General features: G+C 60.2%; 24 protein-coding genes and 2 pseudogenes. 10 read left to right on the plus strand and 16 right to left on the minus strand.

Annotation, left to right across the window (positions count from 1 at the left end; genetic code table 11):
• Positions 1-5: 5 nt before the first annotated feature.
• The 5 genes from AC0L2F_RS32000 to AC0L2F_RS32020 form a co-directional block, all read right to left on the minus strand.
• Positions 6-2,249, minus strand: coding sequence for a multicopper oxidase domain-containing protein (locus AC0L2F_RS32000; protein ID WP_473251113.1), 2,244 nt, complete (start codon positions 2,247-2,249; stop codon positions 6-8).
• A gap of 309 nt (positions 2,250-2,558) precedes the next feature.
• Positions 2,559-2,960, minus strand: coding sequence for a hypothetical protein (locus tag AC0L2F_RS32005; RefSeq protein ID WP_473251114.1), 402 nt, complete (start codon positions 2,958-2,960; stop codon positions 2,559-2,561).
• Positions 2,945-3,691: a hypothetical protein gene (locus AC0L2F_RS32010; protein WP_473251115.1), complete on the minus strand. Its 747-nt coding sequence runs from the start codon at positions 3,689-3,691 to the stop codon at positions 2,945-2,947. The genes AC0L2F_RS32005 and AC0L2F_RS32010 overlap by 16 nt, the downstream gene beginning before the upstream one ends.
• A 118-nt stretch (positions 3,692-3,809) precedes the next feature.
• Positions 3,810-4,079 carry a hypothetical protein gene (locus AC0L2F_RS32015; RefSeq protein WP_473251116.1) on the minus strand — a complete coding sequence of 90 codons (270 nt, stop codon included), beginning with the start codon at positions 4,077-4,079 and terminating at the stop codon, positions 3,810-3,812.
• Between the two features lie 1,538 nt (positions 4,080-5,617).
• Positions 5,618-7,069 (minus strand): caspase family protein, encoded by a 1,452-nt coding sequence (locus AC0L2F_RS32020; RefSeq protein WP_473251117.1) that lies wholly within the window; start codon positions 7,067-7,069, stop codon positions 5,618-5,620.
• 359 nt (positions 7,070-7,428) lie between these two features.
• On the opposite strand from AC0L2F_RS32020, the pseudogene AC0L2F_RS32025 reads away from it, so the two are divergent.
• The 8 genes and pseudogenes from AC0L2F_RS32025 to AC0L2F_RS32060 form a co-directional block, all read left to right on the plus strand.
• Positions 7,429-7,722, plus strand: a pseudogene (locus tag AC0L2F_RS32025) (transposase); the annotation flags it as partial.
• A 322-nt stretch (positions 7,723-8,044) separates the two neighbouring features.
• A complete protein-coding gene (locus AC0L2F_RS32030; RefSeq protein ID WP_473251118.1) occupies positions 8,045-9,373 on the plus strand; it encodes a tyrosine-type recombinase/integrase in 1,329 nt (442 codons plus the stop codon).
• A gap of 728 nt (positions 9,374-10,101) precedes the next feature.
• Positions 10,102-10,395: a hypothetical protein gene (locus AC0L2F_RS32035; protein WP_473251119.1), complete on the plus strand. Its 294-nt coding sequence runs from the start codon at positions 10,102-10,104 to the stop codon at positions 10,393-10,395.
• 141 nt (positions 10,396-10,536) lie between these two features.
• Positions 10,537-10,716, plus strand: a complete 180-nt coding sequence (locus AC0L2F_RS32040) for an HORMA-1 domain-containing protein (protein WP_268738918.1) — start codon at positions 10,537-10,539, stop codon at positions 10,714-10,716.
• A 49-nt stretch (positions 10,717-10,765) separates the two neighbouring features.
• Complete coding sequence (locus AC0L2F_RS32045; protein ID WP_438744122.1) at positions 10,766-11,041, plus strand: HORMA-1 domain-containing protein; 276 nt, start codon at positions 10,766-10,768, stop codon at positions 11,039-11,041.
• On the plus strand, positions 11,038-12,153 hold the full coding sequence (locus AC0L2F_RS32050) for an AAA family ATPase (RefSeq protein WP_473251120.1): 1,116 nt from the start codon (positions 11,038-11,040) through the stop codon (positions 12,151-12,153). The genes AC0L2F_RS32045 and AC0L2F_RS32050 overlap by 4 nt, the downstream gene beginning before the upstream one ends.
• Positions 12,154-12,661: 508 nt before the next feature.
• Positions 12,662-13,941: pseudogene (locus tag AC0L2F_RS32055) on the plus strand (type IV secretory system conjugative DNA transfer family protein).
• Between the two features lie 35 nt (positions 13,942-13,976).
• On the plus strand, positions 13,977-15,089 hold the full coding sequence (locus AC0L2F_RS32060) for a hypothetical protein (RefSeq protein WP_473251121.1): 1,113 nt from the start codon (positions 13,977-13,979) through the stop codon (positions 15,087-15,089).
• Here the strand turns inward: AC0L2F_RS32060 and AC0L2F_RS32065 are convergent.
• The 4 genes from AC0L2F_RS32065 to AC0L2F_RS32080 all read right to left on the minus strand — a co-directional run bounded on the left by AC0L2F_RS32065 (position 15,064) and on the right by AC0L2F_RS32080 (position 17,202).
• The gene (locus tag AC0L2F_RS32065; RefSeq protein WP_473251122.1) at positions 15,064-15,951 is read right to left on the minus strand and encodes a MobA/MobL family protein; all 888 of its coding nucleotides are present in this window, start codon (positions 15,949-15,951) and stop codon (positions 15,064-15,066) included. The two genes, AC0L2F_RS32060 and AC0L2F_RS32065, sit on opposite strands and share 26 nt — an antisense overlap.
• A 173-nt stretch (positions 15,952-16,124) precedes the next feature.
• The gene (locus AC0L2F_RS32070; RefSeq protein WP_473251123.1) at positions 16,125-16,607 is read right to left on the minus strand and encodes a hypothetical protein; all 483 of its coding nucleotides are present in this window, start codon (positions 16,605-16,607) and stop codon (positions 16,125-16,127) included.
• A 203-nt stretch (positions 16,608-16,810) separates the two neighbouring features.
• Positions 16,811-17,005, minus strand: coding sequence for a hypothetical protein (locus tag AC0L2F_RS32075; RefSeq protein WP_473251124.1), 195 nt, complete (start codon positions 17,003-17,005; stop codon positions 16,811-16,813).
• On the minus strand, positions 17,002-17,202 hold the full coding sequence (locus AC0L2F_RS32080; protein ID WP_085394447.1) for a hypothetical protein: 201 nt from the start codon (positions 17,200-17,202) through the stop codon (positions 17,002-17,004). The genes AC0L2F_RS32075 and AC0L2F_RS32080 overlap by 4 nt, the downstream gene beginning before the upstream one ends.
• A gap of 499 nt (positions 17,203-17,701) precedes the next feature.
• On the opposite strand from AC0L2F_RS32080, the gene AC0L2F_RS32085 reads away from it, so the two are divergent.
• A complete protein-coding gene (locus AC0L2F_RS32085) occupies positions 17,702-20,059 on the plus strand; it encodes a DUF2235 domain-containing protein (protein ID WP_473251125.1) in 2,358 nt (785 codons plus the stop codon).
• Positions 20,060-20,095: 36 nt separating this feature from the next.
• Positions 20,096-20,671, plus strand: a complete 576-nt coding sequence (locus AC0L2F_RS32090; RefSeq protein ID WP_473251126.1) for a hypothetical protein — start codon at positions 20,096-20,098, stop codon at positions 20,669-20,671.
• A 168-nt stretch (positions 20,672-20,839) separates the two neighbouring features.
• Here AC0L2F_RS32090 and AC0L2F_RS32095 read toward each other — a convergent pair whose 3' ends face one another.
• The 7 genes from AC0L2F_RS32095 to AC0L2F_RS32125 form a co-directional block, all read right to left on the minus strand.
• Complete coding sequence (locus tag AC0L2F_RS32095; protein ID WP_473251127.1) at positions 20,840-21,379, minus strand: hypothetical protein; 540 nt, start codon at positions 21,377-21,379, stop codon at positions 20,840-20,842.
• 322 nt (positions 21,380-21,701) lie between these two features.
• Positions 21,702-23,162 (minus strand): HesA/MoeB/ThiF family protein, encoded by a 1,461-nt coding sequence (locus AC0L2F_RS32100; protein WP_473251128.1) that lies wholly within the window; start codon positions 23,160-23,162, stop codon positions 21,702-21,704.
• A gap of 23 nt (positions 23,163-23,185) precedes the next feature.
• Entirely contained in the window at positions 23,186-24,037 is an 852-nt protein-coding gene (locus AC0L2F_RS32105) for a hypothetical protein (protein ID WP_473251129.1), read from the minus strand.
• A gap of 96 nt (positions 24,038-24,133) precedes the next feature.
• Positions 24,134-24,838 carry an ImmA/IrrE family metallo-endopeptidase gene (locus AC0L2F_RS32110; protein WP_473251130.1) on the minus strand — a complete coding sequence of 235 codons (705 nt, stop codon included), beginning with the start codon at positions 24,836-24,838 and terminating at the stop codon, positions 24,134-24,136.
• A gap of 3 nt (positions 24,839-24,841) precedes the next feature.
• A complete protein-coding gene (locus AC0L2F_RS32115) occupies positions 24,842-25,171 on the minus strand; it encodes a helix-turn-helix domain-containing protein (protein ID WP_085394453.1) in 330 nt (109 codons plus the stop codon).
• Positions 25,172-25,477: 306 nt separating this feature from the next.
• A complete protein-coding gene (locus tag AC0L2F_RS32120) occupies positions 25,478-25,678 on the minus strand; it encodes a hypothetical protein (protein ID WP_473251131.1) in 201 nt (66 codons plus the stop codon).
• A gap of 308 nt (positions 25,679-25,986) precedes the next feature.
• Positions 25,987-26,640, minus strand: coding sequence for a hypothetical protein (locus tag AC0L2F_RS32125; RefSeq protein ID WP_473251132.1), 654 nt, complete (start codon positions 26,638-26,640; stop codon positions 25,987-25,989).
• Positions 26,641-26,916: the final 276 nt, after the last annotated feature.

Raw genomic sequence — 26,916 nt, forward strand, 5'->3', positions numbered from 1 at the left:
TGACGCTATTGCGCTGCCAGCCCGGGACCCCAAACCTCGATAGGAGCCATCAACCCTTTGTCCTCATGCTTGAGGATATGGCAATGGAAAACGAAGCGTCCGAGCTGCTGGCTTGTATCGAAGCTCATCACCACGAACACCGACCCCCCCGGAGGCAGAGGAATTGTATCGTGCCAGCGTCGCGTCGCGCCGGGATCCAGGTCGCTATTTTTTTGATCGTCATAGAGATCATAGTTTGGCACATCCGCCGGGCATGCGCCCTGGCCGCAGGTGCGCGCCGAATCGGGAGGCTTTATGAAATAGCTGTAGAGTTCATCGGCTGTCGCCAGGCGAAATTTCATCTGATGAATGTGGAAATTATGCAGAGTGCTTGTTTGATTGGACAGAACCCAAAGCTGTTTGTGGCTACCCTCGTGAGCTTTCTTGTCGATGAAGACGCACACATGCTTCTTGTTCGTCCAATCGACGAGCCCATCGCTCCCGACATATTCCTCGAACGGGATGCCCCCTCCGTTAAGCCCGACCGTCGTCTTGTCGGGATCTTCGTCCGCTGGTGGGTTGTGCATCGGTTCGTCCTGCGGGTCTGGTCCCGTCGGGCGCACTATCTGGGTGAAAACGCTCCAATCGGTCGTTTGCCCGTGGCTTGTCGTGACGCCATCCAGAAACATGACCCGGCGATACTCACGAAACGCCGGGGCCAGATCGCGAATGCATCCCGCGGGTAGCTCTGCAGTCTCAATCGCCAGGGCCGGGCTCGCAATTTGGGGCGGACCGGGGGTGGCGACGGCAGCATTCAATGCGATCCGCACGTTGCTCGCAGTGGCATTAGGCTCCAGCACGATACGGGCCAGCTGGATCTCCGGCCATTCGTCCGTTCCCGCTTCGACCCTGTGTCGCTTGGTCTTCAGAATATAGACCTGCCGGGTCGGACGCTTGTCGTCGTTGCGCACGTAGATCTCCGCGCGCGTGGCCGGCATCATCAGCACATCGTCATAGTCGACGGCCTGCACTGGTTTCTGTGCCTGCCCGGGTGCAATCGGTATCGCCGGTACTACTCCATCGAGGCTGAGGATCGTCATCCGCAGAGGCTTCTTGTCCGCCGCGTCCTCGTTCCGCAGCTCCAGCCAGTACGGGATGTTGGCGCTGAGATTGCCCAGCCGGAGGAGGAGATTCTTGCCGCCCTCCACAGTGATCGTCGGGTATCGCTGCCCGTTCACCGTAAAAAGCAGTGCCTTCGTCTGCTCGCGCTGACAGAAGCCGGTTCGCAGCTTCGGATCGAGGTCCGGTCCGGAACCGTCCGGATTCCACACCCCGCACGACTTGCCCGGAGTAAAATCCCGCGCGGCCGGATCCGGATCCCACGTCGCAGCATCGCCGTTCGCCTCGCCGGGGAGCTTGGCGATGTTCATTACCGGCATGTCGCGGAGCAGCGCATAGCGCACCATGGTGATACGTTTCAGGTCGCTTGTGTCCTTCGCGAGGTCGTTGGAGCATTTCTCCTTGTCGTTCGGATCCGGCAGACAGCCGGCCTTCACGTTGGCCGTTGCTTCGCCGACCGAAAGCAGACCCGACATTCCGCCCATCACCTGATCTGACGAGATCCCGTGCAGATGCGAGTGATACCAATTCAGCCCAAGAGGGTGCGGGATGAGTCCCGTGCTTTCGAGAACGCGTGCGTCGATCATGTCATTGCCGGGGATCGGCGTCTTTCCCGGGATCGGCACCTTGTAATCGAAACTCAGGCCCGGCTTGAGATGGACATAGACGTTGTCGCCCGTGCCAAGCTCCGCGGGCGCGGGTCGCGCGTTGTTCGGTGATACGATTCCGCCATGAAAATAATGAAGATTCGTCGAACCGTCATTGTGGTCGTGCATGCTGCCGTTGGCGCTGGAGGTCAGCGCGTTGATCAGGTGCGCCGAAACGGTATCGCCCGGCATCGCTTCAACGATGGGCGTAAGATAGTTGTGATTGTAGTTTCCGGAGGTGACCTTGTAGCCGCCCATGGCGATCTCGGCGCTGGCTGCCTTCAGAGTGATCTGCACCTCGTTTTGGCCATTGACGAGCGGCGTAATGGAGCAGATGCCGGCGAGATCAGGCTGTCCTGCCGTTGCTTCAGAGCAGATTGGTGGCTGAACGAGCTCTGCTGCGATTGCCGCCTGAAGCAGGAAACCCAGGGCGACCCCGGTCACCCATGCAGCCTGGCCAAACCGGATCGCAAGCCGCGCTTCCCACTGATTTAAGCGTTGCATCGCGTGACTACCCAAACAACGGTGCGCACATGACGCCGCGCTCGAAAGCGCGGACCAAATTCAATCGATTCAAAAAGTCGTTCGAACTCATAAAAAGACGTGAGCGACCTCACGTTGCCATTGATACTACATGCGCCTTTCTGATGTAGTCAATCCATTCCACGCAGCCAGCGACGAAGACCCCAGATGCGACCATTGAATGAAATGGCTGGTCTGAGGACGTTTCCGGCTCCGCGAGGACGGCCGGTAACATAGGGACAAGCAAACAGCCGTTCGGAGGCAGCTGCGCCGGCTGATCCGCAGACTGTTTCAGCTCCTTCTGCGGGCGGTCGCCGGAGCTTCCAGTCCGGTCGTGATGATACCCTTCCGCCAAAGCCAACCCAGAACGGCTAGGGCCTTCTCCAGCAAAAATGCGGTTCGCCAGATTGCGGTCAGTTCGGCCGCGGTGGACAATGTCGACATCAATGCGAGGACCGCATGAAGCGGTACGCCGTCCACGAAGGCGACGGCTTCCTGCAAATTCGGATGGGAACAGGGAAGTGGTGCGGACAACCTGGCCCCGATCAGGCTGGGTGTCTGCGCGAGCTCGGCTGCTGCACTCGAGGCCAGTATTTGGTTCCGCGGCGGCAATGGTGTTCCTAGCGCGGCGTTTTTCGACACGCGGCGGCATGCGCGTCGCCCGAACACGCCAAAACTTAGTCGCGTGGACATGGTACGCCTCGGCGTATCGGTCGCATGACCACCTGCGATGTGTCGCGGCTTGCGGGCATCTCCATCCGCATCTCCGTGAACGAGATCGCCTCATACCCTTCATCGCCCATTCGACGGAGCAACTCGTGAAACCCTTTGCCCTGCAGCGAGAAATTGTCATCGTTGATGGTGACCAGGGTCTGCGTACCTGCCAGCATAGCTGCCGTCTTTCCATAGCGCCGCGATCGCATTCGAGGAGTAGATGGCAGTCGGACGCCAGTATCGGCGCGAGCCGCCGAAGCTCTTGAAGGCAACTTGCCGTGCAGTGGCGCGAAGGCGGCGACCTCCTCGGCCGAGGAGGAGACCAGCGTGTCGAGAATGGCGAACCCCAGCTCGGTTGCGACGCGCAGCTGCAACAGATTGCGGTCGGCCGCATCGTCGGCGCGCCAGTCGTTGTACCAGACTGTGTTCGGCGGTAAGAGCGCCAGGAAGCCTGTCCAGAAGAATTCGCATTGGAATGTCGAGATGCCGTCGACGCTCGTGGTCTTCCGTCTCGCGGTGCGCAAATGCCAGCGGCCGTCGCACCAGACTGTCCTAACCTGATCCAAAGCGTCGATGTTCGGATCATCAAGCGCCAAGCGCACATTGCCCGAAGGCTCAAGTCTAATGCTCGCCGCGTATCTTGTCAGATAGGCAGAGTAGTCGATGACAACCGGTCGCGACGCGGCCACAAGCTGCGCACGCCGTCCCAACGTGGGGGTCGGCCATGCTCCCGACAATGGCAACGGTCGGACGCAACAGCGGCCCAACTATGCGGTATCGGTCGAGACGCTCGTGTTGCCGTCAAGTGCCGCCACCTCCGAACGCAGCTCAAGCCGCCGCGTGCGCCGTATCGGATGACCCGTGCGTCTCGCCCTCGGGCAAGTCCTTGGCGAGCATCTCCGCCAAAACGATGGCGTCGTTTGCGAGAAAGAAGCGCACCGTGCCGCCAGCGCCTGGCTCGATTGGATGTTGCGATGTAAGCGACGCGTTTGGAATGGAAAGTCTGCGACCCGCCATCGTGATGATGTGGGTCTGCTCTTTGGTCTTTCGATCCCGATCGATGTATCCGATCAGCCCGACCAACGTTGGTTCTGCCATGGACTTCCCCCCGGCGTCTTTCTCGCATCGATTGCGATCGTAAGGGTGTGCCAGTATTTGGTAACTTCGCCGGCGCAGCCGAGCCGGGGATTACGGGGGCCACTGACGCGCTTCAGCGCGTCGGTCCTTCACATAATTTGTCGAGCTCGAATGTGTATTGGGCAATCAGATGCTTCGCGACCAGCATAGCGTCCAGCCGCAGATAGGATGGCGCGCTTGAAAAAACAGGATCGTGCAGCAGCCCCTCGCTCGCCCGAAGGGTCAGCGCTTCCAACACAGCGCTGCGTACCAACGCATCGTTCTGTTGCGATGCGAGCAGACGATCCACCGTGAATGCATCCTGGGCCGCCAATGCGACCGCGAGCGCGCGGAACAGCGGCTGCAGCCCTTCGTACGACCAATGGTTTGCCGCATAGCGCGCAAGCACAACCGTCGATCTAGTCTTCTCATCCGCGCGGCCCAAAATCGACGCCGCTAGTGCATGCGCGGCCGCGATATCCGTGACCTCGATCACGCTCACTCCGGTCAGCGGATCGGTCGCGCGCGCCGGCATAATGCGCAGCTGGTAGTCAAGACTGCTCTCCAACGCCTTGACCCAGCGGTCCGGCAGCTTACTCCAGCATCCAAAGTCCCTGATCTGCGAGCCGTAGAGCGCGATGCGGTCCTGCTGCATGCGCTCATCGAGCCGTTTCAGCAGCATCGATTGCTCCGACGGCTCGAGAAAGCCCCCCTGCGCGCTCAGGATATTGGCGGCCATGTCCGCATCCAGGTCTGAGCAGGCAACGTGACTACCAGCAATGTGAAACGCGCAGCGTTCGAGCCCACCCTTCCACGATGATCGAAACTTGAGCACGCGGGCAAAGCGTGGCAGCCAGATCGGATCGATCCAGATCGGCTCCCCTATAGCGATGAATCGGAAAAAGCGGATGATCCAATCGAACTCGGCCTGGCCGAGATCGCCGTGGCGCGCGAGCAACAACAGGGCCGGGAGCGCCCAGCTGCGCGCACCGTCGCCCTCGGCATCACGTCGATCGGTTACGCGCGCGATCAGCCACGTCAGCATTCCCGGGCCGTTGCCGACGCCCGCGGCATCGGCCCCGGCGGCAAAAAAGGCCGCGAGCTTTTCGGCAAGCTCACACCAACTCCGCGCGCAGGCGTTCAGCCGCGGAAACGTCGCGGTATCTGCCGCGACGTCGAGGCGCGGGCCCTTCGCCACATCCTCGAGAAAGCGCATATACGCGAGCCAGTCCGCCTCGCGCACCACACCTTTCTCGGCGCGGATCGAGACCAAAAGTATAGCCGCCTCTAGCGCACGTCGCCGCAGATCCGGGTCAGTGAGCTCGCGATAAGCGAACGCGAGGCCGACGAGATATATACGGATTGCCTGATCGGAGAGCTCGCTCAAACCAAAGTCGAGATGGGTGGCTGGATTCGTCACCGTATAGAGCGCCTCGACCTCTGGCCCCTGCTCAAGGAAGAAGACGGGCGCGCAGGCGCGCTTGCGATCGATGAGTGCGGCCTCGACCGCGAACTGATAGTCACGTGCACGGTCGCGACGCGGCTCGTTCGCGGCGCATACCGAGCCCAGCCCGTCGCGCGCAAGCGCGAAATCTACTCTGCGCTGCGCTTCCCGCGACAGCTCCGGCCACAGCTTGAACTCCCAGTTCTCTCTTCCCTCGATCGTGTGCGTCGCAAGTCCACCGATCTGACCGGCGAGCAACTCGGCGCGTTGCGCGATGCGCCGTTCGTCCCAGCGGGGGGAGGGGGTGGCGATCCGTCACCGCGAGCGGGAATTGCACGCCGACGTTGATCCCTTGCGGCACGAGCGAGGCCATCCAGGGCGGCCCGGCCCGCATCTCGACCCACCCTTCGGGGCCGACGGTCAGATGATATTGCAGCAAAAATAGCAGGCCGCCGGTCAGCAGCGCGAGGGTCGCGCTGCATCCTACGATTCGGCGCAGCCGAGACGCAAACGCCCGGCGCGGCTCCGGTGCCTTGGGTGGCGCGATTGCGTCCGCGGTCCATGTCAATCCGACCCTTCCTGCTCCGTAAATCTCTGGGGCCTGGCGCTTTCCCCCGGCATAGAGATACGCCAGTTGCTCGGTTCGCTCGCGAGCGAACACGAACAGGCTGGCGAGGTCCGTACGTGGCCCTCCCGCTTCGGACGGTGCGGCAGCGAGCGTGTAGAATGCACGCTCGGTGACCGCTTCGTGCAGCGCGATCGTGAACAGCCCGCGTCCAAGCGCGGGGTGCTCGTAGGCAAGCTCCGCGGCTGCTGCACCGGCCATCACCAGCACGGCGCCTGCATCGAGATCGGCCTCAAGAGCGCGATGCAGGTCTGCCGCGACCCCGCCGGCGTGACAGAAATCCAGGATGGCCGTCACGCGGCGCGCGCCGGTCATCCGGATCAGATCGGCGAGATCTGCACCTGCGAGGTCGACGGCCCCCGGGCGGGCCTGGAAGGTGCAAAACCATGATTGGCCATTGGCTTCGTCACCGTGACCTGACAAGATCAAGCACAGGTTGAGGGCGGCGTCTTGCTTGGAGTCTCTTGTGGCGGCGATATCGGCAAACACTTGCGCAAGGTTCTCGCGCGTAAGTGCTTCATCTGTAACGTCGGTCCGTCGGTCGCAGGAGGCGAGTTTTACGAGCGCAGAGCCAAGGCCGAGTGCGCCTTCGACTGCAAACTGAAGTCGCACACGTGATCCCATGTAGAGGGGATCGGCGAAGCGATCGGCTGCGAGAATGATCAGGATTGATGCGCAATCGGGAGGGAGGGACATATGACCGGCGGGGTTGTCTTGGCTAGCGCTTTGGCCGTTTTTCTGGTTGGCTTGTTCGGTGGTGCCGTGGCAGAGCTCGTTCATTGGTACGGTTTGCGCACCAATCCACGATTTCCCGAGTACTGGAGCAGCATTAAGTACTGGACCATCACCGTCGCGATGATCCTTGTCGCCGGTATTTTCACCTGGCTGAATTTCGGGAGCCAAGCACAGGCCCTCACGGCATTTCAGATTTGATTGCTTACACCGCTAATTCTTCAAAAAGCAATCGCGAGCGCCGCCGGAGGCGAGACCGCACGATCACCGCGTGCGAATGTCACCGACTTCCTGCGCGGGTGAGCTTCGCCGCACTTCTCCCCATCGCCACGACCCAGCCCCGCCAGCAAGGCCAGACGGACGCGCGCCGGGATTCCAAGCGTCAGGTTATAGGGTCCATGCCGAATAAGGCCACGCAGGGGATGGTTGTCGAAGCTACTACCAGCTGTCCCCCGTCAGCACCCATGAGACAAATTGAGGGTCTTCACGGAGGGAGGATTTCTGGTTCATCGTAGCCGCAAGGAGCGAAGATGAAACAGAAATCCGGACCGAGCAAAGCGCCGGCAGAGCAAGTGCTGAAGGACATTCGGCGTCAGACGCGCCGGCAGTATTCGGCGGAGGAGAATATCCGCATCGTACTGGAGGGCATGTGCGGTGAGGAGAACATCTCCGAGCTGTGCCGCCGCGAGGGCATCGCGGCTTCGATGTACTACGGCTGGTCGAAGGAGTTCCTCGAGGCCGGCAAGCGCCGCTTGGCAAGCAACACGGCCCGTGCCGCGACCTCCGGCGAGGTGAAGGATCTTCGTCGAGAAGCCATCGCCTTGAACCACAATCCGTAGACCCGAGCCAACCAAATCCGGCCGTAGTTAGATGTAAAAATATCTGTGATTGACGAGGGTTATGACCTTATTTGCCCATAAGCGCCCATAGCTGACCTTGCAACATTTTGTATGCCCCCGTTGTGCCCGCCGTGGATTTTCCCTTCGGGCACAAAAACGGGGGGAGGTCTGAGACCCCGTTCTGTTTGGGTCTGTGGATCCTCCCTGCGCGGGCACACAGCAAGGGGAAGGTCTGAGGCCCGGTTCTGTTCGAGGTTGGCCGCCCTTGTTGCGGGGCACATCAGGGCACTGAGAGAGGGAATGGATCATGACGGAGCCGGCCAACCAGCTGACACTCACCGATGCGGTGATCCGCGACGCAAAGCTGCCGCCGGGTAAGGCGCAGCATTATCTCCACGACGACAAGCTGCCCGGCCTTGCCTTGCGCATGCGCGCCACCGGCGGCCGAACCTGGGTCTACCTCTTCACTAAGCCGGGGGTGAGGGGGACCCAGCGCAAGACCCTCGGCGCGTGGCCCAAATATAATGAAAAGGCCGCGCGCAAGGCCGCCACTATCGCGGCAGGCGAGGTCGTCAAGGGCTTGGACCCGAACGATGCGAAGCGCGAGGCGAGGCGGCAACAGGCAGCCGATAAGCAGCGCACCACGCTCGCGGCCCTCATTGAAGATGGTCCCTACCAGACGTCCTTGACCGAACGTCAAGTCGTCAACTGGAAGCCAGCAATGTCGGCCTTGCGGCGCGGGCTCAAGGATCACGCCGAGAGCGGCGTGGGGGACCTGACGCGACGGCAAATCATGGCTGCGGTCGACAAGATTGCCAAGACTGGCAAGCGCGGTGCCGCCAAGGACTTGCGCAAGCACGTGCATACCTTCCTCGAATGGTGTGTCGGCGAAGGTTACGTCGAGCACAACGTGCTCGCCGGCTATCGCGCGCCCAAGGAAACTCGCGCGCAGAGAGTCGGGCGCCGAACAAAGGGCCGCGCGCTGACCGATGAGGAAATCATCAAGGTCTGGGATGCATCCGGCAAGCTCGGGGCTTTCGGTTTCCTGGCACGCATGTGCCTGCTCGGCGGCCCGCGGCGCAGTGAGCCTACCATGATCGAGTGGCGAAAGCACATCATGGACGACCGGATCACGTTCGATGCGGCGTGGACCAAGATGGGGCTGCACCACGACGTGCCGCGCACTCATCTGGTTGACGAGGTGCTCACGGCCGCGAAACATTTCCAGCGCGCGACGTCCGACTATGTCTTCCCGTCACCGAAGACCGGTGGGCAGATGTCGGGCTTCACCAAGATGGTCAACCGCCTGGTCAAGGAAGCGGGCGTTGCCAAGTTCACCATGCATGACCTAAGGCGCAGTTTGCGCACCATCATGTCGCGCTGTGGCTACGACAACGAAATCCAGCGGTTGTGCGTTGGGCAGAAGCCAAGCGGAATCGATCAAGTCTACAATCACGACGAACAGTGGATCATCCGCAAGATGGCGTTCGAGGCGGCTCACGACTACATTGCAGAGCTGGTTGGCGCGAAACGCATCGGGAAGATCGTGCGCCTGCAGCGGACGAATCCGCTTGACCCGATCAAGGCCGAGCTGCTCGGCCGTCTCCGTGAGCATTATGCGGCCGAGGCGTCCTAGTCGTCTTATCGCACTTGGCCAAATAGTCCCGCACCGCATCGACACGATAGAGGGGTCGGCCATCGACGTAGCGCCATTTCAGCGGGTGGCTCGGGTCGCGCCGCCACTGCTCAAGTGCACCGGGCGTGCGCCGGACGACCGCGGCCGCCTCTAATGCCGTTAAATTAGAGCTGCCCGGCAGCGTATCGATATCGAAGGTCGCGGGCGGCGGCATGCCACGGTTCTTACGACGGCGCTTCGTGGCGTGTGGCATCTTCCGACTATTTGGTAGCTCTAACGCCTCGATCGGAACCTTTGCGTCCTTGCCGCTCATGCCTCAGTCCCGAACCGCGATCGGTCCGAGCCGATAAGATCGTACGCTGCTCTAACAGGAAAGAAATCAAGTTCGCAGGTGCGGCTGCTGGGTCGCTCTGGCGTACAAATAGGACGAACCGCTTCGATTCGTCTGGGACGCGCCCGGGAGCCCCTTCGCTTCATCCCGAGCACATAGGTTCAAAATCCTCCCCTGAAACGAAGTTTCTTCTGAATAAAATCAATGGATTATCCCGCCTTCGGCGGGTTTTTTCATGTGGGGTAAGGGATTTCCACACGGTCTCGTTCGTCGGCACGGGCCTGAGCGTGGACATCTTCCCCGTCATTGAAGACTCGCAGCGCGCAGGTTACGGCCGGCAGTTCGATTTGCAGGACGGCTCGAAGCTCCAGACCTGCGCTCCCTGCGGATCAAGTTCGTGCGCGACCGGAAGAACAAGGACAAGGACTTTCGCACGTTGGTCCGCTTGACGAAGAAGTGGCGCAATCACGCCGAGCTGAAACCGCTCAAATCGTTCATCATCGAGCTGCTCGTCGCGAACCTGCTCGACACGGAGGGCAACACCGGATTGATTGAGCAGCGGTTCCGGCGCATCCTTCTCTACATCGCGCAATCCGGGCTGACGGAGCGCATCCAGTTCGCCGAGAACACGCCGCCGTTCGGCACGTTCAACGACCCTGTCGTGATTATCGATCCTGAACAACGTCGCTAGCCGCATCACCGAGGCCGAGCGGCAGGTGATTGTGGCAGCCGCGCAGAACGCCTGCGAAGCCGCGCACTTTGCTTCGGCAGAGGATGACACCGAGTTGTGGAAGGAAATCTTTGGACCCCGCTTCAAGATCGAGGAACCTGCATGACCCACTCTGCAACTGCCAGTCAGACGTATTCTTACACCAACGCCGACGTCGAGGCGGTGGCGCGGAGGTTTACGGCCGATCTCGTCATGATCGCCCAGAGCTCCGGCGCCATCACCGAAGCCAAGGCGCGCGAGTATGCCCACGATGCGAGGCCCTCGCCAAGAAGGGGGTCCTGAAAAGGTTGACATCACCTTGCCCCGCGACTTCACGGAGGAGGTGTGCGCGGTGCAATACACCGTCAACACTGCCTCGGGCGATCTCACCATGAGCCGCCCCGGCGGGGTCATGTGGCGGCCCAAGGTCGCCAATCCGTACTTGCGTATCGTTCTGTTCCACACCGACGATTACACGTTCCCCGAGCGCGCCGCGATGAGCTCCAAGCTGAAGATCAACTGGAGTCCAACAAGCGACGACACCAGCCATGCGACGCTGAAGTCGGCGGGCAACCGCGACTATGCCAGCAACGCATTCGGTATGCAGCGAAAGGACTTTGCCTCATGAACCAGCCGGCTCCCAAAGTCTTCGACAGCGAAACTCCGCTTCCGGACCCTGCGCTAACCGCCAAGGCGAAGACGCTGCTCGGATTTGAGGAGCGGTACAAGCGCGTTCACAATCAGCTTCGCCTCCTTTTGAGCCTCGATGAAATCGGCGTCTGGAACAAGAAGCACCACGGCGGTAAGTTGCGGCTGTCCGAACTGGTCGCCGAACAGTATCCCCTCGCCATCTTTCACGGCGACATCGGCACAGGAAAAACGGCCAACGCCGAATGCCTGGCCAACCGCATTGTTGCAGAGGCTCGTGCGGACCATTCGATCTTGTTCAAGCTCAGCAACCGCGTTCGCGGTAGCGGCAAGGTCGGAGAGATGGGCACGCACCTTTCGGAGGCGTTCCATCGCGTGACCCACTCCGCGGGCCGCGGGCGGCGTGCCATCCTTATTATCGATGAGGGCGATTCGCTGGCGACTTCTCGGTCTCAGGACCATAGCCACCACGAAGATAAAGTTGCCGTCAACACGCTGATAGAAGGTATCGACGATCTGCGCAGGTTTGGTGGCCGTGTCGTCACCTTCCTTTGCACAAACAGGCTTTCGATCCTTGATCCCGCTCTGCAGAGGCGCGCGGCCATCGTCGAGGAGTTCAAGAGGCCGACGGCTGAAGAACGCAGGCAGCTATTCAAGCTCGATTTGGCAGCCCTTGGCCTACCAGAAAGTCAAATCGCGCAACGGGTAGCCGCGACTGAAGCAAAGAATGGGCAGCCGTCCTGGACGTACTCGGATATTCGCACCCGCCTTTATCCGGATGTATATGACAATGCGGGGCAGTATTACGCGCGGAAAGGAAGATGGCAGGAGGCGGAGCAGCTGTTTCGTAGGGGCGTGGCCATGGACGACCCCGACTCCATGATTTCTCTCGCGGATGCAATTCGAGGCGCCAAGTTAGCCGCTAAATGGCCGGGTGAGGACTTCCAGCTCTACGACAGGGCTGCAAGTCTCGGCCATAAAGGCGCGCAAGCCGAGGTAGCCCAGCGGCCAGCCGTTCCTAATGGCCTTCGGAATGTGCCTCCAGTCGTAAGAGAATGGGGCGGTGCAGTCTTGCGGAATATGACCCGTTGAACGACGGGCAGACGCCCATTCCGGAGCGTCGGCAACGGCGAGCCCTCCGCAGTCGCGGCAAGCGGCGTCAAGGGCGGGCTCTTTTCCGCTCGTGCAACCCTTGATGTCCGCGCGGCCGCGGCGGCACCGCATACACTCGTTTGTTCACGTATGACAAAGCCGTAGCCGAGCTTCGCAGAAACAGATGCTTGCACGCGCTTATTCTCGCACATCGCCTGCAACGGCTTGGTTCTCCTGGCAAGAACATGTCACCTTACAGGCGATGCAAGTCGTTTGGGTGCTGCTGCGGATAACCTCACTCGCCATCCGGCTTGGCGTCCGCATACTCATCCTGCTCACATCCATTGCCATCGCGCTCCGGCGCTGGGGCGGCCTTAATCCGGGCCGCGCCCTCGGCTCGGCACGGTTCGCCAACCGACGGGAACTGTTCTGGTCCGGCGTGCGACGCGGGCAAGGACCCATTGTCGGCCGAAGAGGCCGCTCTTTTTTGCGCTTCAACAGGGACGGGATGATTGCGGTGTTCGCGCCGATGGGTGCCGGCAAAGGTGTTGGGGTGGTCATCCCAAATCTTCTCGACTACCGCGGCTCATCGTCTGCACCGATATCAAGGGCGAGAACAGCGCCATCACGCGCCGTCGCCGCATGAAATTCGGCAAGGTGCGGATTCTCGATACCACCAATCCCCACGCGTCCGATCGTTTCAACCCGCTGGACATGATCCGCACGGATGGGCTCCACGAGAAGGACGACGCCGAGGCGTTGGCGCGACTGATGGTGATCCCCGACGCCAAGGAGTCGCACTGGGACAGCAAGGCCGAAGGCCTGCTGACCTGCCTTATCCTGCACGTGGTGCGGCTTGAGCCGCATCTGCGCACCATGGCTCAACTGCGCACGCTCTCAACACTTCCCCCGGAAAGTCTCAAGGAACTGCTGCACGCGATCGCCAGCGAGGGTACGCGGGCGGCCCGCGAATTGGCAGGAAGCTTCCTCGCGATGGAAGGGAGCGAGGAGTACCGCAGCGTGCTGTCCAACGCGGAGAGGGCCACCCGGGTCTAGTCTTCCGCAAGCCCTGCCGGCGAAATCAGCACTTCATCCACCTTCCAGCTCAACGAGCTGGTGAGCGAGGTATCCACCATCTACCTCGTCCTCGACGAGGAGAAGCTCTCGGCTTACGCGGGATTCCTGCGCGTGATGGTGGGCTGCGTCATCAACGCGCTGACGCGCGGTAAGAACCTGCCGCGGCCCAAGAAAAAGGTTCTGCTGCTGCTTGATGAGGCGGCTGCCCTCGGCAGCCTTGAGCCGCTCGAGCGTGGAGTAGGGTACTTGCGCGCCTACTGCACGCCCCTTCTCGTCTTCCAGGACATGAGCCAGCTGCGCGAGCTCTATCGCCGCTCCGGCTCATTCCTGGCGAACGCGACCTGTAAGGGCTTCCTCAACGTCGCCGACCTGGAAGCCGCAAGGTTCGTCTCCGAGATCATCGGCCAGGCGACTTCATTTTTAAAGAACCAGGGCACCTCGCGGTCCAACATGGACATGGTGCGCGAGCAGCAGTCCATGGGTCTCTCGGAGACCGGCCGCTGGCTGCTGGACCCGTCCGAGGTGCTGCGCCTGCCGGGCAGGCGCTCCCTGGTCCTTTATCGCAGCGACATCGTGCGGTATCCGGTGCTCGCCTCCAAGGTCAACTACCGTTCATGGCGCCACTGGCTCTGGTGGGGCGTTTACGACCGGTGGCCAGCTGCGGTTAACTCGCGGCAACGTGAAGTTGCGAACCAAACCATGACAAGTTAATCTCGGCAAGCCTCGCTCATGATGGGGTTTCCAGTATGGCTAGATCTGACGCGAGTGTTGGCGGCAATCTCGAAAAGCGTGTCGAGAGCCTTTTGAACGGATGCATCGGCGCAAATCCGCTGCCGGGAAGACCCGATCGAAGTCTGCTACCCGACTCTCCGTTGGCGCAAGGTCTTATTGCGGGTTTAAGCTACGCGTTCCTTTTCTGTCTGATACCGGTCGTGTGCTTGCAGTTCTTTGAAGCTCGGCCCGAGCGTCACCTGTTCTTATTCTCAGTCTACGGAAGCTTGTACTTCGCCTGGGCCACGATCATCGCGCGACTTACGTCGATCCGACTGCTTGAAATTGTCAGAAACCAGATCGTTCCGACTCTTTCACCGAAAGGAGCGACGCAAGTCCATACCGAACTCGAAGAGCGCTTCAATGAGTGGCGCATCGGCACCGTCTCCTGGGCATGGGCGCTCTTGGGAACGGGTGCCGCTGCATGGGCGATTTACCGCGATGTCGGTTTCTTTCCGCTGCAGATCTTCTGGTGGTCTTTGGGCTGGCTGATGCTGTTTCTCACGGCCGCACGGACCACCTTCGTAGGAAGGTTCTACTCCTGCTTCGCGAAGCAGCTGGATGAAGAAGAGATATACGCTCTCGATCCGGCACAGTCCATACTGGTGCAAGGCGTAGCCGCGCTTGGTCAGGCGATGCTTGTGTTTTGGTTTGGCATCTTGCTGTCCATCACGCTGCTTATTCCATTTGCGAGCCTTGGGGACCAGGAACTCACATCTCCACAATGGTATGCGCACCTGCACTCCGCCTTTGTATGGCTCGTGGTGCCGGTCACGAGCCTGTTTTCAATCCCGTTCGGGACTCTTGTCTATCTGAACAGCGAGAAGGCAATTCGCAAGGTCGTAACGAGGACGCTTCGAACGACAAAGTTGTCGGTCGAGCAACAGGTCGGGCCCCTCTTTGCCAGATATAAGGACCTAGGCGAGGCGGACCTGATGCGCGTGAATGGTTTGTCGGCGATCTACAGCAAACTGGCAACGTCAGGGGGTTACAAAAGTGCGCTTGCGATTGGCTTCAGCCTGCTCATCCCGCTGATCGGACCGGCGACTGCGGTTGCGAAGTTCATCCTTGATCATCAAAAGCACTGAAAGCCAGGCGGCTTCTGCCGTGCTGGCGAGAGGTACCCTTGCGGAGTGACCGCGGGCGGTTCGACCAGACCGTGAAACGAACAAGCTGGTTCTCACGCAAACTCAGCAACTCAAAGAACAACCGGTCGAGCTGCGCGATGAGCCACTGGACTTGTGCCGCCCGCTTGCGGGCATGCAGGGTACGCTCCCATGCCGAGGCACGATCCTCTCGTGCCGCACCAATCGCTTCCGAGTCGCGGATGCGGCTTGCGTAGTAGACCTGCCGCGTCTTCAAGCGCGTGATGTGTCGTTGCGCCTTCGCCGCGGCGAAGCCAAACCTCCCAGCGTTCTGCTGAATACGGCTGACGTTGAAGTCGGCGCGGCTGCCCTCATCGAGCTCGGTGTAGACGACCTTGCGGCGTTCCTTGTTGCCGGCGGGCCTGCGCCGAACCGGCCCGGCGATCTTGTCCTTACTGAGGGGCGGGCGTTCGCGCACGGCCTTTCTGACTTTGGGGCCGACGTGCAACTCCGGAGGACGTTCAAGCGCAACCGCCCGCACGTGGTCGCCCCGCGACAACGCCGACACTTTTTGGGCGGCAAGGCTGCGGTGGTCACCGCGCGCATTGTGACCCCTTCCCCGCAGGGCGTTGTTCTGGCGGCGGGCCCAGGCCTCCCGCCATTTGATGAGCATGGCTTCGCTATTCCATGCCCGCGTCTTGACGCGCCTTAAGCCCAAGGGCGTGGCCTGCCTGAGCGTCAGCAGCAGATGAGCATGGAAATTGCGCGGGTCGTCCCCCTTCTCGGGGACGGGGGCAAGCTGCGCAGTGTAAGTGCGCCATTCACTTAGTTCAGCTTCTTGGTTTCCTAGCCAGAACAGTTGCAAGAAAACGTCGCACTCAGGCGCGAAATTGCGTTTTATTTCGCGGGGCTGTCCGATGTCGGTGGTAATATTAATGCGCGTGAGACAAAGCCCCGATTCTCGCGCGGCACGACCTGCGCAGAGAATTGAGCCAATTCACGGGAAGAGACGACTAGATTGTTCAGATTGGCTTTGGCCTAGTGGCGCGTCTTGGGCTTATTGATGTAATTGCGCTGCGCTATCAGAGCGGCGATCCGGAGAAATGAAAGCGTTATCCTCGGCGGGCCGTAGCCGGTGTCGCGCACAAAAGCCTCGGCTGGCTTGCTTACTTTCTTGAAAAAATTTTCAAGAAAGTCGCTCATAGTCTCAATCTCTTTGGATGTGGGGGCCTTCAGCCGCGCTATCAGTCTGGAGACGGGGTCGTGCACATCCGAAAAACGTTCGATCATTTTTGTCAGAGCGCCGTCCCTTGTGAGATGATCAATCACTTTGTGTAGCTCGCTATCATCCGGATGCTCAGCCCGAGCAGCCGCGCGTGTCCCAACTCCAAGCTCATGCAAGATGCCAACTGCAAATTGGCGCCTGGCTTCGAGCAGCGGCGTTCCCTGAGGCAACAGGTCGCCGGCCCTGAGAATGCGTTCAGCTGTAGAAGGCTGCAGAAGAAGTCCGTCTTCAATCATCGGTACATCTCGGCAAACGCCGGCTCCAGCCAGTCATCGCGATGGTCTGACCGGTGCGCGACCGGTAGTGGCAGAGATATGGTGGGTCAGTGAGAATGAAATCCACACACGCGGTGCCCACGCGGCATGACCTTGACGCAATCACCGGCAAGCACGGTGTTGCAGATATCCTGGACGGGTAGGGCGCTCATGAACGCACCTCCCTAGGGGGGCCTTGCGTCCCAGCCGAAGTCGCTGCGGACCAGCTCGAAGCCGTCCATGGTGCCGAGACTGTCGGTGACATAGATGGCCTCGGCCTTGCGGATCGCGTCCTCGCGGCTGGCAGCCTCGACGACGATCGCCCATTCTTCGTAGTCAAAGCATTTGACCAGGAAGCGGGGAAGGGAAACGGGGCTCATCGCCCCGTCTCCTTGTCGGCCTTCGGTTCGCGGACGACCAGGCGGCCATCCAGAGGCAGGCAGCTGAGCTGGAGGTTGAAGCCCTTGCCGTCCTCGTGCGGCCATGCGGCGCCGATCTTGGTCCAGAAGGCGTTGTCGCCCTGTCCTTCGACCACATAAACTCCATGTGGGCGCTGGTTCTTTTCGTTGCGTTTCATTTGACGATCTCCCGTTTGGTTTTTGCCGGCTGCGCCAATCGCGGCCGGACGGGAAATTTTTGGGAGACGAGGATTTAGCGGCGGCGCAACGGAGGGTCCGGCCGAGGGACCCGCTTGCGGGATACGGTTGGATGCGTTGCGCCGACACGCCTCGGCGCCAGTTTCCCCGTCCTGCTGGCCGATGCATTGGGGTTAGACGCACCATGGGAGGGGCTTGAGACGTAATAGGACCGCGCCTGCAGGGGTTTCTGGCTGTGGGTGAGAGAAAGGCTGAACATGCGGACTAAGGGAGGAGCGCTCCGAATCTTTCGGGGCGTCGGGCTAAGCACGTCTTGCCGCGCTGCAATTGCTGTGAGCCACGGCAGATCAGCCTTGACTAGTGCGGGGCGGGACGTTCAACTAACGGATATTGCAACCGTTTGTTGTGGGCGATTTCCGCGCTTTCGGCGCAAACGCTGATCTCATTTTTGATTGAGGGAAGACTATGCCAAGACGGATCGTGCTCCTCTCCGATGGCACCGGCAATTCATCGGCAAAGGTTTGGCGGACCAATGTTTGGCGCATGTTCAGTGCGCTCGATCTCACCAAGGACGACCAGGTTGCCTGTTACGACGATGGCGTGGGGACGTCGTCGTTCAAGCCATTGGCGATGCTTGGCGGAGCCTTCGGCATAGGCCTTCGCCGCAACGTCATCACGCTCTACAAGTTTGCCTGCCGCAACTACCGAGCTGCGGGAGATGAGATATACGCATTCGGATTCAGCCGCGGCGCATTCACAATTCGCGTGACCATAGGTTTGATCCTGGATCAGGGTCTGATTCCTGCGAAGGACATTTCGGATAGCGAACTCGACCGGCAGGCCAAGGCGACTTATCGCGCCTACCATAAAAGACATTTCCATACGAACTGGTACCTGATGATTCAGGGGCTCAAGAAGCTGCTGGGACGGGAGATGTCTGCGCCCTCTGCGGGAGCCACCGCAGGAAGGCACATGCCAATCATTCGCTTTCTGGGGCTTTGGGACACCGTCGCCGCGTACGGACTTCCGGTTGACGAGATGACCCAGGGAGTGAGCCAATGGATATGGCCGCTTGAACTCCCAGGCCACACGCTTCATCCCGACGTGAAACGTGCTTGCCACGCTTTGTCTTTGGATGATGAGCGAACGACCTTCCACCCGGTTCTCTGGAATGAGCGTCGCGAGCCGCCGCAGCCGACGGGAGCCACCCGGTACACATCCAATGAAAGGCTTACGCAGGTCTGGTTTGCCGGCGTCCATGCCAATGTCGGGGGCGGCTACCCGGACGATTCACTGGCGCACATTCCGCTTTACTGGATTATGGAAGAGGCGCGGGCCTGCGGCCTCTCCTTCAAAACGTCCGATCCTGCGGCCGTGGCCGAAACCAAACAAGCGCAGGACAAGGATGGTCGACTGTACGACTCTCGCGCTGGCTCGGGCAGCTACTACCGATACGGCCCCAGGCGGATCTCCCGACTGACCCGCCAAAGCTTCTCGTGGACCACAGGAGATGAGGTCTACGTCGAGAGGCCCAAGATTCACGAGACGGTTTTGCGGCGCATTAAGAACAACGCACACGTCTATGCGCCCATCGGAATCCCACACAACTATGATGTCGTGTCGCCTGAGATCGCTCCAGACGGCTGCGTCCGCTTCCGAATTGACAGCCTTCCAGAGAGGGCATCGGGGCCGACAATCAGCACCCCTGAAACCTCCGATCAGGCCCAAGGCCGCGTCGTCGCGGAGCGGCAGTTCATCTGGCCATTGGTCTACCTGCGCGCGGGGCTGTATTTCCTCACGCTGGCGGCGACCATCGTCTTCGTGCTGTTTCCCTTCACGGGGCGCAGCGATCCTCTGGGCGAGCGGGTCAATGCGCTCAAGTGGGTGTCAGACATCATCCGAACCCTGTCCGGCTTCCTGCCATCCTGGGTCTCGCAGTGGTTGGTGTCCTACGCCCAATATCCGGTGACGTTCCTGATCCTGGGGGGTGTCATCGTCGCTTTGCTCTTCGGCGGCAAACGGGTCGCATCTGCGATCGACGACCGGATGACCGCACTTTGGCGAGATGCGTTCGCAGGCGAGCTTATCGCGCCATCAGCGGCTCCCAGCGCCAGCCCTCATGGGCGCGAGCTATTTCTTGTCGGTGTGCGCAAGGCATGGCGCTACTATCTCGCTCCGGTACTTTCCGCGGTTGTCATCGTCTATCTGGCAGTCACGGTCGGTAATCGACTTGCGTTCACCGCGGTTGATCAAGCGGGGCTGGTTTGCAAGCCAACGGACAGGCTTGAATTTGTCCCCGACGCCGGCGCGCTGGTCTCGTTCGATGCGTCCGACCTTTGCTTTTCGACCGGTTATAAAGTGGGACGCCTAGAGCGATACCTCGTCTGGACCAACCCGGACCCGATTGCCCTGGCCAGGCAGTACAAGGACTACACTACCAGCCGCGCAACATGTCAGGTAGGGGCGGGAGACTTGCACAATGGCAGCGTCGTCACGGATGCACGTGGCTATTCGACTTTCCATAATCCGGATGACGGAACACAGCTGTCCTGGACCGAGACCGTTGTCCATATGCTCGCATCACCTTTGCGGCGTTACTACTTCCAGCCCTGGTTCCAACCGGTGGCGCGCTATGGCGCGCTAGGTAGTGAAGTGGACTTCCTCGAACCTGACCCCGACCGACGGGTGAAGAAAATATCTGAATATGTGACGCCGAAGGTGGCGGGCGAGTTGTTCTTTTACTTGAACGATGCCGTTCTTGTTCTCCCACGCAAATACCAGTGGCTTTATGGCGATAACGGGGGGTGCGTTTCGTTCTTCATCAAGCCGTCCAAATAACGATGGCGTGGGCCGACGTGAGCGTATGGGGATCTGATGGATTTCAATGGGACCTATATTGCCGGGCTGGTCGTGTCTGGCGTAGCGACAATCGTCTTCTTCGGCGCGAACCATCGGTTCAGGGAGGCGGTCGATCAGGCAATCGCCCCGATGAAAGTGCCCGAACGCCGATGGCGCGGGTATAGCGCGCAAGATCTCGCCGATTTCAAGAGAGTCGGGCTCGAACGGCCGACAACGTTCGGGAAGTCTGCGCTCGATGTGTACCGTGATCGCGTGTTGGTGCTTGACCTCGGTTTCGCCGTGGCCTTGGGCTTTTTCAGCTTGCTGTCCTGGGTTGTGGCCGTACAGCAAATCGGTTCGCCGCTGGTATCGTCGTTCGCCATGTTCGGCGGCATGGCAGGGTTCATCTACGGCTGCTCCGAAGTTGGCGAGGATTTCATGCTTCGGATGCTTCTCCGGCCGGAGCGAATCGTCCGCGATGACGGTGCTCGGAGAGCGACTGCTCTAACATGGCTCAAATTCGCGATGATTGGCATCTCAATTGTCGGAGCCGCCGTGTTCGGAATGTTGACACTCGTTTTCAGGGCGATGCCGTCCGACGCCAAGTCATAGAGTTTGGAAGACCGGCCGATTGGTTGCGGACGACTTGCAGCTCATCGAGCGCAAGGTGTGCCTAGAGGCCATAGGCCGACGCCGCGCGCTGGTCGCGCGCGGCGAAAATTTGGGACGCCAAAGCCGGAGCCGCGCATGCGGCTCCGGCTCGTTTGGTGGTCGTGACGTCTACGCAGCCATCGGCGCTGCGGTGCTAACGGCCTGCGGCAATCGCAGTATGGTGGGCAACCAGCCCTTGTCGGCCAGCAAACGCTCAGCGGCCTCGGCCATCGCGGGCTTCTTCAAGTCCGTCAGTTGCGCGGCGGCTTCCTCCGACACGCCTTGGCGGACCGCCTCAACAATAACCGCCTTGGTGACCTGACCAAGGTAGTTGACGGCGGTGGGCTGCCAGTGCGCCGCCATGTCCAGCGAGACCGCCTGGGACAATGATTCGGCGTGTTTCAGGGACGGGGATGAGCCTGCGCCCGGACGGACGACCGCATCGAGCGCAAGGGCCGCGCAATGCGCGAGCAGGCGCATCAACTGCTTCTGCGTGAACCCCAGCAAGGCGTCCCACAGGTCTTGCACGTCGGCGGGTAGCGCCTTGGCAAGCTCGGCTTGCCGGTCGCTGCACGTGCGCCCCCGCGCGCTCTCATCTATCCCGGCCAGGTGTCCCGACAGATATCCGGCGGCCACTGAACCGTAGAAGCGATGAAAGCCGTTGTGCACCGTAAAGCGGTATGGACCTGTGTCGCGCGGTAAACCCCGACCGGCGGAAGCGCGCACTCAGGAGACTGGAACGCGAAGAGGACCGGGATCATTTTGAGCTTCTTCAGCATGGGGACGTCAGGATTGCGGCGAGGTGGCTCGATGTCAGCGATGGGTACCACGTCCACGTCATTTTCGGGCCGGACCCCGGTATGGATAATAGCCGCCAGGACTGGGCTGGAAATGCTCCATTTCGGCGAAGCACCACCAGTCGTCTGGAATCTCGAACGTGCCGGCACCTGTTGGAAGGTTGAAGCGCATGACTCTATCCTTCGTTTACCCGTCAGCCGGCAAGGAGACGTCTGACTGCGCGAGCGATTCGCTGGAATAGGCTCGGCGTCGGCTGAGGCATTTTCTCGATGACAGGATCTCGGTTGGATGGAGGAGCGCCAGTCACCTCAAAGCCACAGTGATCCCCTAAGGCGACTACATCGGGAAACAGACACTCGGCGCTGCATTTCCCGTGTTGGGGTGGCTCCAAGAAGCTGCCGACGAAATGATAGAGCTGCTGTCCGGGATTAGACCGGCCAAGCGGGTTGAGAACCATCGCCAACATCTGAAGCGTCTGAAGGCTTGCACATGCCATGGAGAACGCGAAGACGTTCTCGCGGGCTTTCAGGGGATGCCCCTTCGACAATCCCTGAATGTAAGTTGGGTCATCCAGGTAGCCCTCGCGTTCCAACTGAACAAGCCCGGAATCATATTGCCCGATGCATTGCATGCATTGGTGACCCACAGTGACGGTATGTGCACGCCAGTCAGCCGCAGCTAACTCCTCATGGCGGTTCGTGCGAACGGAAATCCCGCCGTCGATGACCGGAATCAGGTGAGCATAGGCGATCAGGTTGAGAACATGCCGCCCCCAAGGGCGGTCAACGCAGGAAAACAGGACGTCGCAATCCAGCGCGGCACGGTATCCGGCTTCTTCATAAACGGCAGCCACCACGGGGAGGGTGTCGAATCTTGCAGCCGTCGCGCATTCGCCCAGGTGCTCGGCGAGCGCCTTTGCCTTCAACTGCCCGACATTGCCGCGCTTGGCGTACAATAGCCGGTCGAGATTCCTGGTCTCGATCCTATCGAAATCGATGACCGTTACATCTTCAACCCCGGTACGGGCCATGCCCTCGGCAATGAAGGCGCCCACACTTCCCGCTCCGACGATGCCCACCCGAAGCCTCGCGAGGTCGGCCTGCTTTGCCTTTCCCCACGCCGATATCGTCCGAATCTGTGCTTCCGTTCCAGGCGGCACCGGCGCGAGGGCCTCCATGAAGGTCGAACGAAGCCTGTCCCCCACCACGCGAACCGTGGCGCAGTCCCGCCTCGCGTACTGGCGCGGCGCCGTGCGCTCCCAGAACCTGGCGCTCCAGGCGCCATCGCTGGCGATCGTGAAGCCTACGAACGGCAGCTTCGTGGCACCGTAGACGGCGGCTGCATGACCTTGCTCGGTATTGATGTCATCCGGACTCGTACCTTGCCACGCCAAGCCGCCGGGATGGCTGTGCATGAGAGCTACACCTGCGCCAGCCTGAGCGGCCTCCGAAAGGACACGAGTGAAGTAGTGGGATTCGAAGCTGGCGTTGCCGTGCACGTTCCGCTCGCCGTCTCGCGGCAAGATTAACCGCTCGACCACAGCGGTCATCCGGGTCTGTCCGGTGCTCGGATGCCAGAGCGCGAAGCAGAGATCTTCCTGACGGTCGGTGCGCAAAAGATGGCGACGCGCCAACGCATCGACCGTTTCAGGCATGGCCGCGCTCCGGACGGCCCTTGTCATTGCGTGTCCCACAATTTCCACACGTGACTCATGTAGGTCGCCACCGCCTTCTTCGCGGTGCTCCAGCCCGTGTAGGGGCGCGACCAGTATTGCCACTCACCACCCAGCGCGTTCTGAAAATCCGCGCTATCGTGAATGCCGCCAGTGGGATGAGTACCTCCACTCTGGTTCGGGTAGAACCTGGGCGAGACGTGGATGCCGCCGGGCGCCGTCAACGGGAAATCCTGGGGAACAACCACGCCAAGTCGGACCAGCCGTCCGGCGAACTTGCCGGTCGGCACTTCGTAGTCGAGGGAAACATGCTCGGGCTTGCCTGGAGCAACTGTTGGCCTGTGACCAAGCGATGCAAGCCCCGCCACAAAGCACGCCACGCCGGTTTTGGCACTGCCATCGGAGACCGGGGCCGGGCCGACCGAGATGACCTGGAAACTCGCGTGGTCGTGCAGTTCGAACGGGACGTCCCCCTTGCCCTGGAAGTTGGCCTGGTGGTGGGGATCGGTTTCGATGAGATAGTGCATCGCGACATCCAGGCCGGAGAATTCCCTGATGATTTCGTTCGGAGTCCACTTGCGTTGCTCCGTTTCGTAATCCTCACCGTCCACCGAGAAATGGATGATTTTCGGATGGTGATGAGCCTCCTCAAGCTCCTCCTCGGCGGCCTCAAGCTTGTGCTCTGCGGCGTCAAGGTCCTTGATCCCGTGCTGGATCTCGTCCTTGGCCTTGTCGATGTCGGCCTTGGCCTCCTCGATATCGTGCAGGGCTTTGACTTCATCGTGCCCGCAGGCCTCGTGGACCTTGGGCCCGGCCTCAAGGGGCTCCTGAGGATCTTCCTGGTTCGCATCGCTCATCTTGCGGTCTCCTTTATCAATTAGTCAGCGGATATGCTGATTAGCGTATTTTACGCCAAATGGCGGTCGAGTCAACGGGCCGCCAAGTCATTGATTTCAGGAGAAAAGATTGCCGGAGGCTAATTCCTGGCCGAGAATCCCTAGAATCTTCAGGCGTACGGTGGCCGCCTCGCGTGAGACGGTAAAGCCGTTCACAACCGCGTTGATCAGGGCCGCGCCATTTTCGCTGGTCGGGGACGAGGGCCCGTAAATATTGCGCTGCTGCTGGATGTCGCCCACGACTCTCTTGAGGTAGGTCCGTGGCATAAGGGTCGCACCAGACACATAGCCGGCCTGCCATTCCATCCAGTCCGTCTTGCTCGCGGAAATCATGGTGTCCCGCTTGCAATAAATGGCATTGGGCTTCCGATTACCATCCACGGGTAGCTGGCGCTGCTCCAGCGCGAACAGGTAGGCGTGCAGGATCACATGCCCATATTCGTGGGTGAGGGTGGTTCGCAGCCGGTTCTCGTACCTGTGAACATCATTGGAAATCGCGACCTTTGGCTTTCCAGTGCGGGCAAACTCCGTTACGCCTTCCACGCTGGCGCCGTACATGGTCAGGTCCGCATATTGGTCCAGATCCGTAACGTCGCGCTCGATCAAGGTGGTGATATCGTCAGTCGAGATAGGAAATTCGACCTTGCCGTGCTTGCTCCGTAGGTGGTCCGCCACGAGTTTTTCAAACATGTAATCAAGTTCGGCGGGCTCGTAATGCGGCCTCTCCCGAAAACCATGCATCGTGTCGCGGACGTACCTCAAGAGCTATCCCTTCAAGTGTCTCCGAAACGCGACGAATGCCTGATTTACTTGGTCAGGAGTGGATTTCCTTATGAGCTTTCTATCTTGCTCAGGAAGCATTCCAATCAGTCCGTACAAAGCCAAGGGATCTATTTTCAGAACCTTTGCAAACTCGCTTACCAAGTGATCCGATGACGGACTCCTTCGGTCGTGCTCAATGTCATTTAGATACTGAGGAGTGATAGCTTCCCCGTCTTCCTTAACAATCTTCGCCGCCAGCTCCTTTTGGCTCATGGCCCTCTGCTTGCGTGCTGATGCGATTGCGCGTCCGAAGGACGACATATCTAAACTCATAATCTCTCTAGCCTCTTAGAGTTTTTAACAGCATATCAGCTAATTAGCAGATTGTCAGCTATGAAATGAGAAGCGGCTCAATTCTTGGCGAAAGGTCCTCACGATCGGAAAGCCCCACACCGTCACGGATGTGGGGCAAAAAGCATTGCACGTTGCGGGTCATCAGCTCTCAACGGCTTCGACCATTTCCCAGTTTTGGAGGATGGTTTCCCTCACCACGCCAGCGTGCCTAACCGCTGCTCTGGGAAGAATCGCACAAGGCTACTTCGCGGAGCCGGCAGCCAATGCCGCCGACTATCGAGCCAGTCAGGCGCTTCCAGCCTTGCGCTCGCGAATCACGAGACGCCCGCTGACGGGCAGGGCAATTAGTTCGACGTTGAACCCCTTGCCGTCGTCATGCGGCCAAGCCGCGCCCAGTTTGGTCCAGAACGCGCCCTCGCCTTCGCCGGTGACGACGAACGCCTCGTGGGTAGGCTTCTTCGACTTCGATGATGACCTGCTGGCCATTGTATTCTCCCGTTGGATGATGCCGCAGGCGGCAGGCCGGTCGGGAGACAAAAACGTTTCCTGTGCCGGTTATGCCGGCAAGCGGTTGGTATCAGTTTAGGGGGACGGATGCCTGTGCAATGGCTTTGCTTGATTGCGGCAGAACGGGTGACGCCGACTGGACACGGTTCGTGTGATCATGCTCGCCCGAACGGGAAGAAGGAAATGTCGTGGCAACGTGCAACGATGCATTCGGTAGCTGGGGCAAGATCGTGCCGTGCACCAAGGGGCCGCCCCCGGTCCCTACAGATGTGGTAGGATTCGCGCCGTCATGAAAGGTAGCGCTCATGCCAGTCGAGAGAATAACAGCTCAACGCAGACCATGTCCGTGCGGTGCGGGCTCTATTCGTATCGATATTACCTATCTTGACACCGATTGGGGCGTGAGAGACCAGAGTTGGGAAGGCGTATTCGAATGCGATCCCTGTCAGCCGCGGTATGGATTTGTGGGCGCCGGTCGAGGGGTGGACTTGGTCCGCATTGAAGACAAGAATTGCTCGGACGCGCTCCGGGTCGAAGCCACGGAATGCGAAAACAAGATGTTTGCCTGGGTGGAAGTCGCTGAGGCTAATCGAAAACTGGCGGCGGAGATCGACGCTCTGCCTACAATGGCCGCCTAATATCGGTTGGCGCGCCAGCTTGAAATCGAAACGGCCTCTTGCGACATTCCGCAGACACACCCGCGGCGTTCCGGCCGCACGCTGGCTCGCGTCGAGGTTCTTAAACGGGCAATCCGCGCGATCCAGTCCTGCAGACCTGCTTCCTGTGATGAAGTACTTCGGCATGAACTTTCGACCAATAACGGACTGCTTGGCCCAAGCCGAGGATTTGCGACGACGCGCCCTTGAGGTTCTCAAGCCGGTATTGTCTCTCGGTCCGGTCAGCATGCTGGCAGCTTTGGCCGGCAATTCGACGTCATCCAACCAAGAAAATTGATGAGAAGAGGCTTCCGGGATCGCCGCACTTGGTCTTGTTACCCTGCTATAGCCGTGCGGCGGCCATGTACGCGATCGCGGCCAGCATGGCCGTGGCCGACCACGACAATTGCGGCGAGCAGCGGGCGTACGAGATCGGATTTTGGCCCGTAGAATGTCTATATCTGTCAAGGGGTTGCGGAACGATTTACAGGTTGTTAGCGGTGGTTCCGTGTGATATGAAATGCAGGATATAAATAGGATATATCCGACAAATCAGATCAT

This window comes from Bradyrhizobium sp. Ken64 (assembly GCF_055807555.1).

Excerpts from the sequence above, each read along its gene's own strand:
- AC0L2F_RS32000 (WP_473251113.1), bottom strand. The coding sequence starts at position 2,249 with ATGCAACGCTTAAATCAGTGGGAAGCGCGGCTTGCGATCCGGTTTGGC.
- AC0L2F_RS32005 (WP_473251114.1), bottom strand. The coding sequence starts at position 2,960 with ATGTCCACGCGACTAAGTTTTGGCGTGTTCGGGCGACGCGCATGCCGC.
- AC0L2F_RS32015 (WP_473251116.1), bottom strand. The coding sequence starts at position 4,079 with ATGGCAGAACCAACGTTGGTCGGGCTGATCGGATACATCGATCGGGAT.
- AC0L2F_RS32030 (WP_473251118.1), top strand. The coding sequence starts at position 8,045 with ATGACGGAGCCGGCCAACCAGCTGACACTCACCGATGCGGTGATCCGC.
- AC0L2F_RS32040 (WP_268738918.1), top strand. The coding sequence starts at position 10,537 with ATGACCCACTCTGCAACTGCCAGTCAGACGTATTCTTACACCAACGCC.
- AC0L2F_RS32050 (WP_473251120.1), top strand. The coding sequence starts at position 11,038 with ATGAACCAGCCGGCTCCCAAAGTCTTCGACAGCGAAACTCCGCTTCCG.
- AC0L2F_RS32060 (WP_473251121.1), top strand. The coding sequence starts at position 13,977 with ATGGCTAGATCTGACGCGAGTGTTGGCGGCAATCTCGAAAAGCGTGTC.
- AC0L2F_RS32070 (WP_473251123.1), bottom strand. The coding sequence starts at position 16,607 with ATGATTGAAGACGGACTTCTTCTGCAGCCTTCTACAGCTGAACGCATT.
- AC0L2F_RS32075 (WP_473251124.1), bottom strand. The coding sequence starts at position 17,005 with ATGAGCCCCGTTTCCCTTCCCCGCTTCCTGGTCAAATGCTTTGACTAC.
- AC0L2F_RS32080 (WP_085394447.1), bottom strand. The coding sequence starts at position 17,202 with ATGAAACGCAACGAAAAGAACCAGCGCCCACATGGAGTTTATGTGGTC.
- AC0L2F_RS32090 (WP_473251126.1), top strand. The coding sequence starts at position 20,096 with ATGGATTTCAATGGGACCTATATTGCCGGGCTGGTCGTGTCTGGCGTA.
- AC0L2F_RS32100 (WP_473251128.1), bottom strand. The coding sequence starts at position 23,162 with ATGCCTGAAACGGTCGATGCGTTGGCGCGTCGCCATCTTTTGCGCACC.
- AC0L2F_RS32105 (WP_473251129.1), bottom strand. The coding sequence starts at position 24,037 with ATGAGCGATGCGAACCAGGAAGATCCTCAGGAGCCCCTTGAGGCCGGG.
- AC0L2F_RS32115 (WP_085394453.1), bottom strand. The coding sequence starts at position 25,171 with ATGAGTTTAGATATGTCGTCCTTCGGACGCGCAATCGCATCAGCACGC.
- AC0L2F_RS32120 (WP_473251131.1), bottom strand. The coding sequence starts at position 25,678 with ATGGCCAGCAGGTCATCATCGAAGTCGAAGAAGCCTACCCACGAGGCG.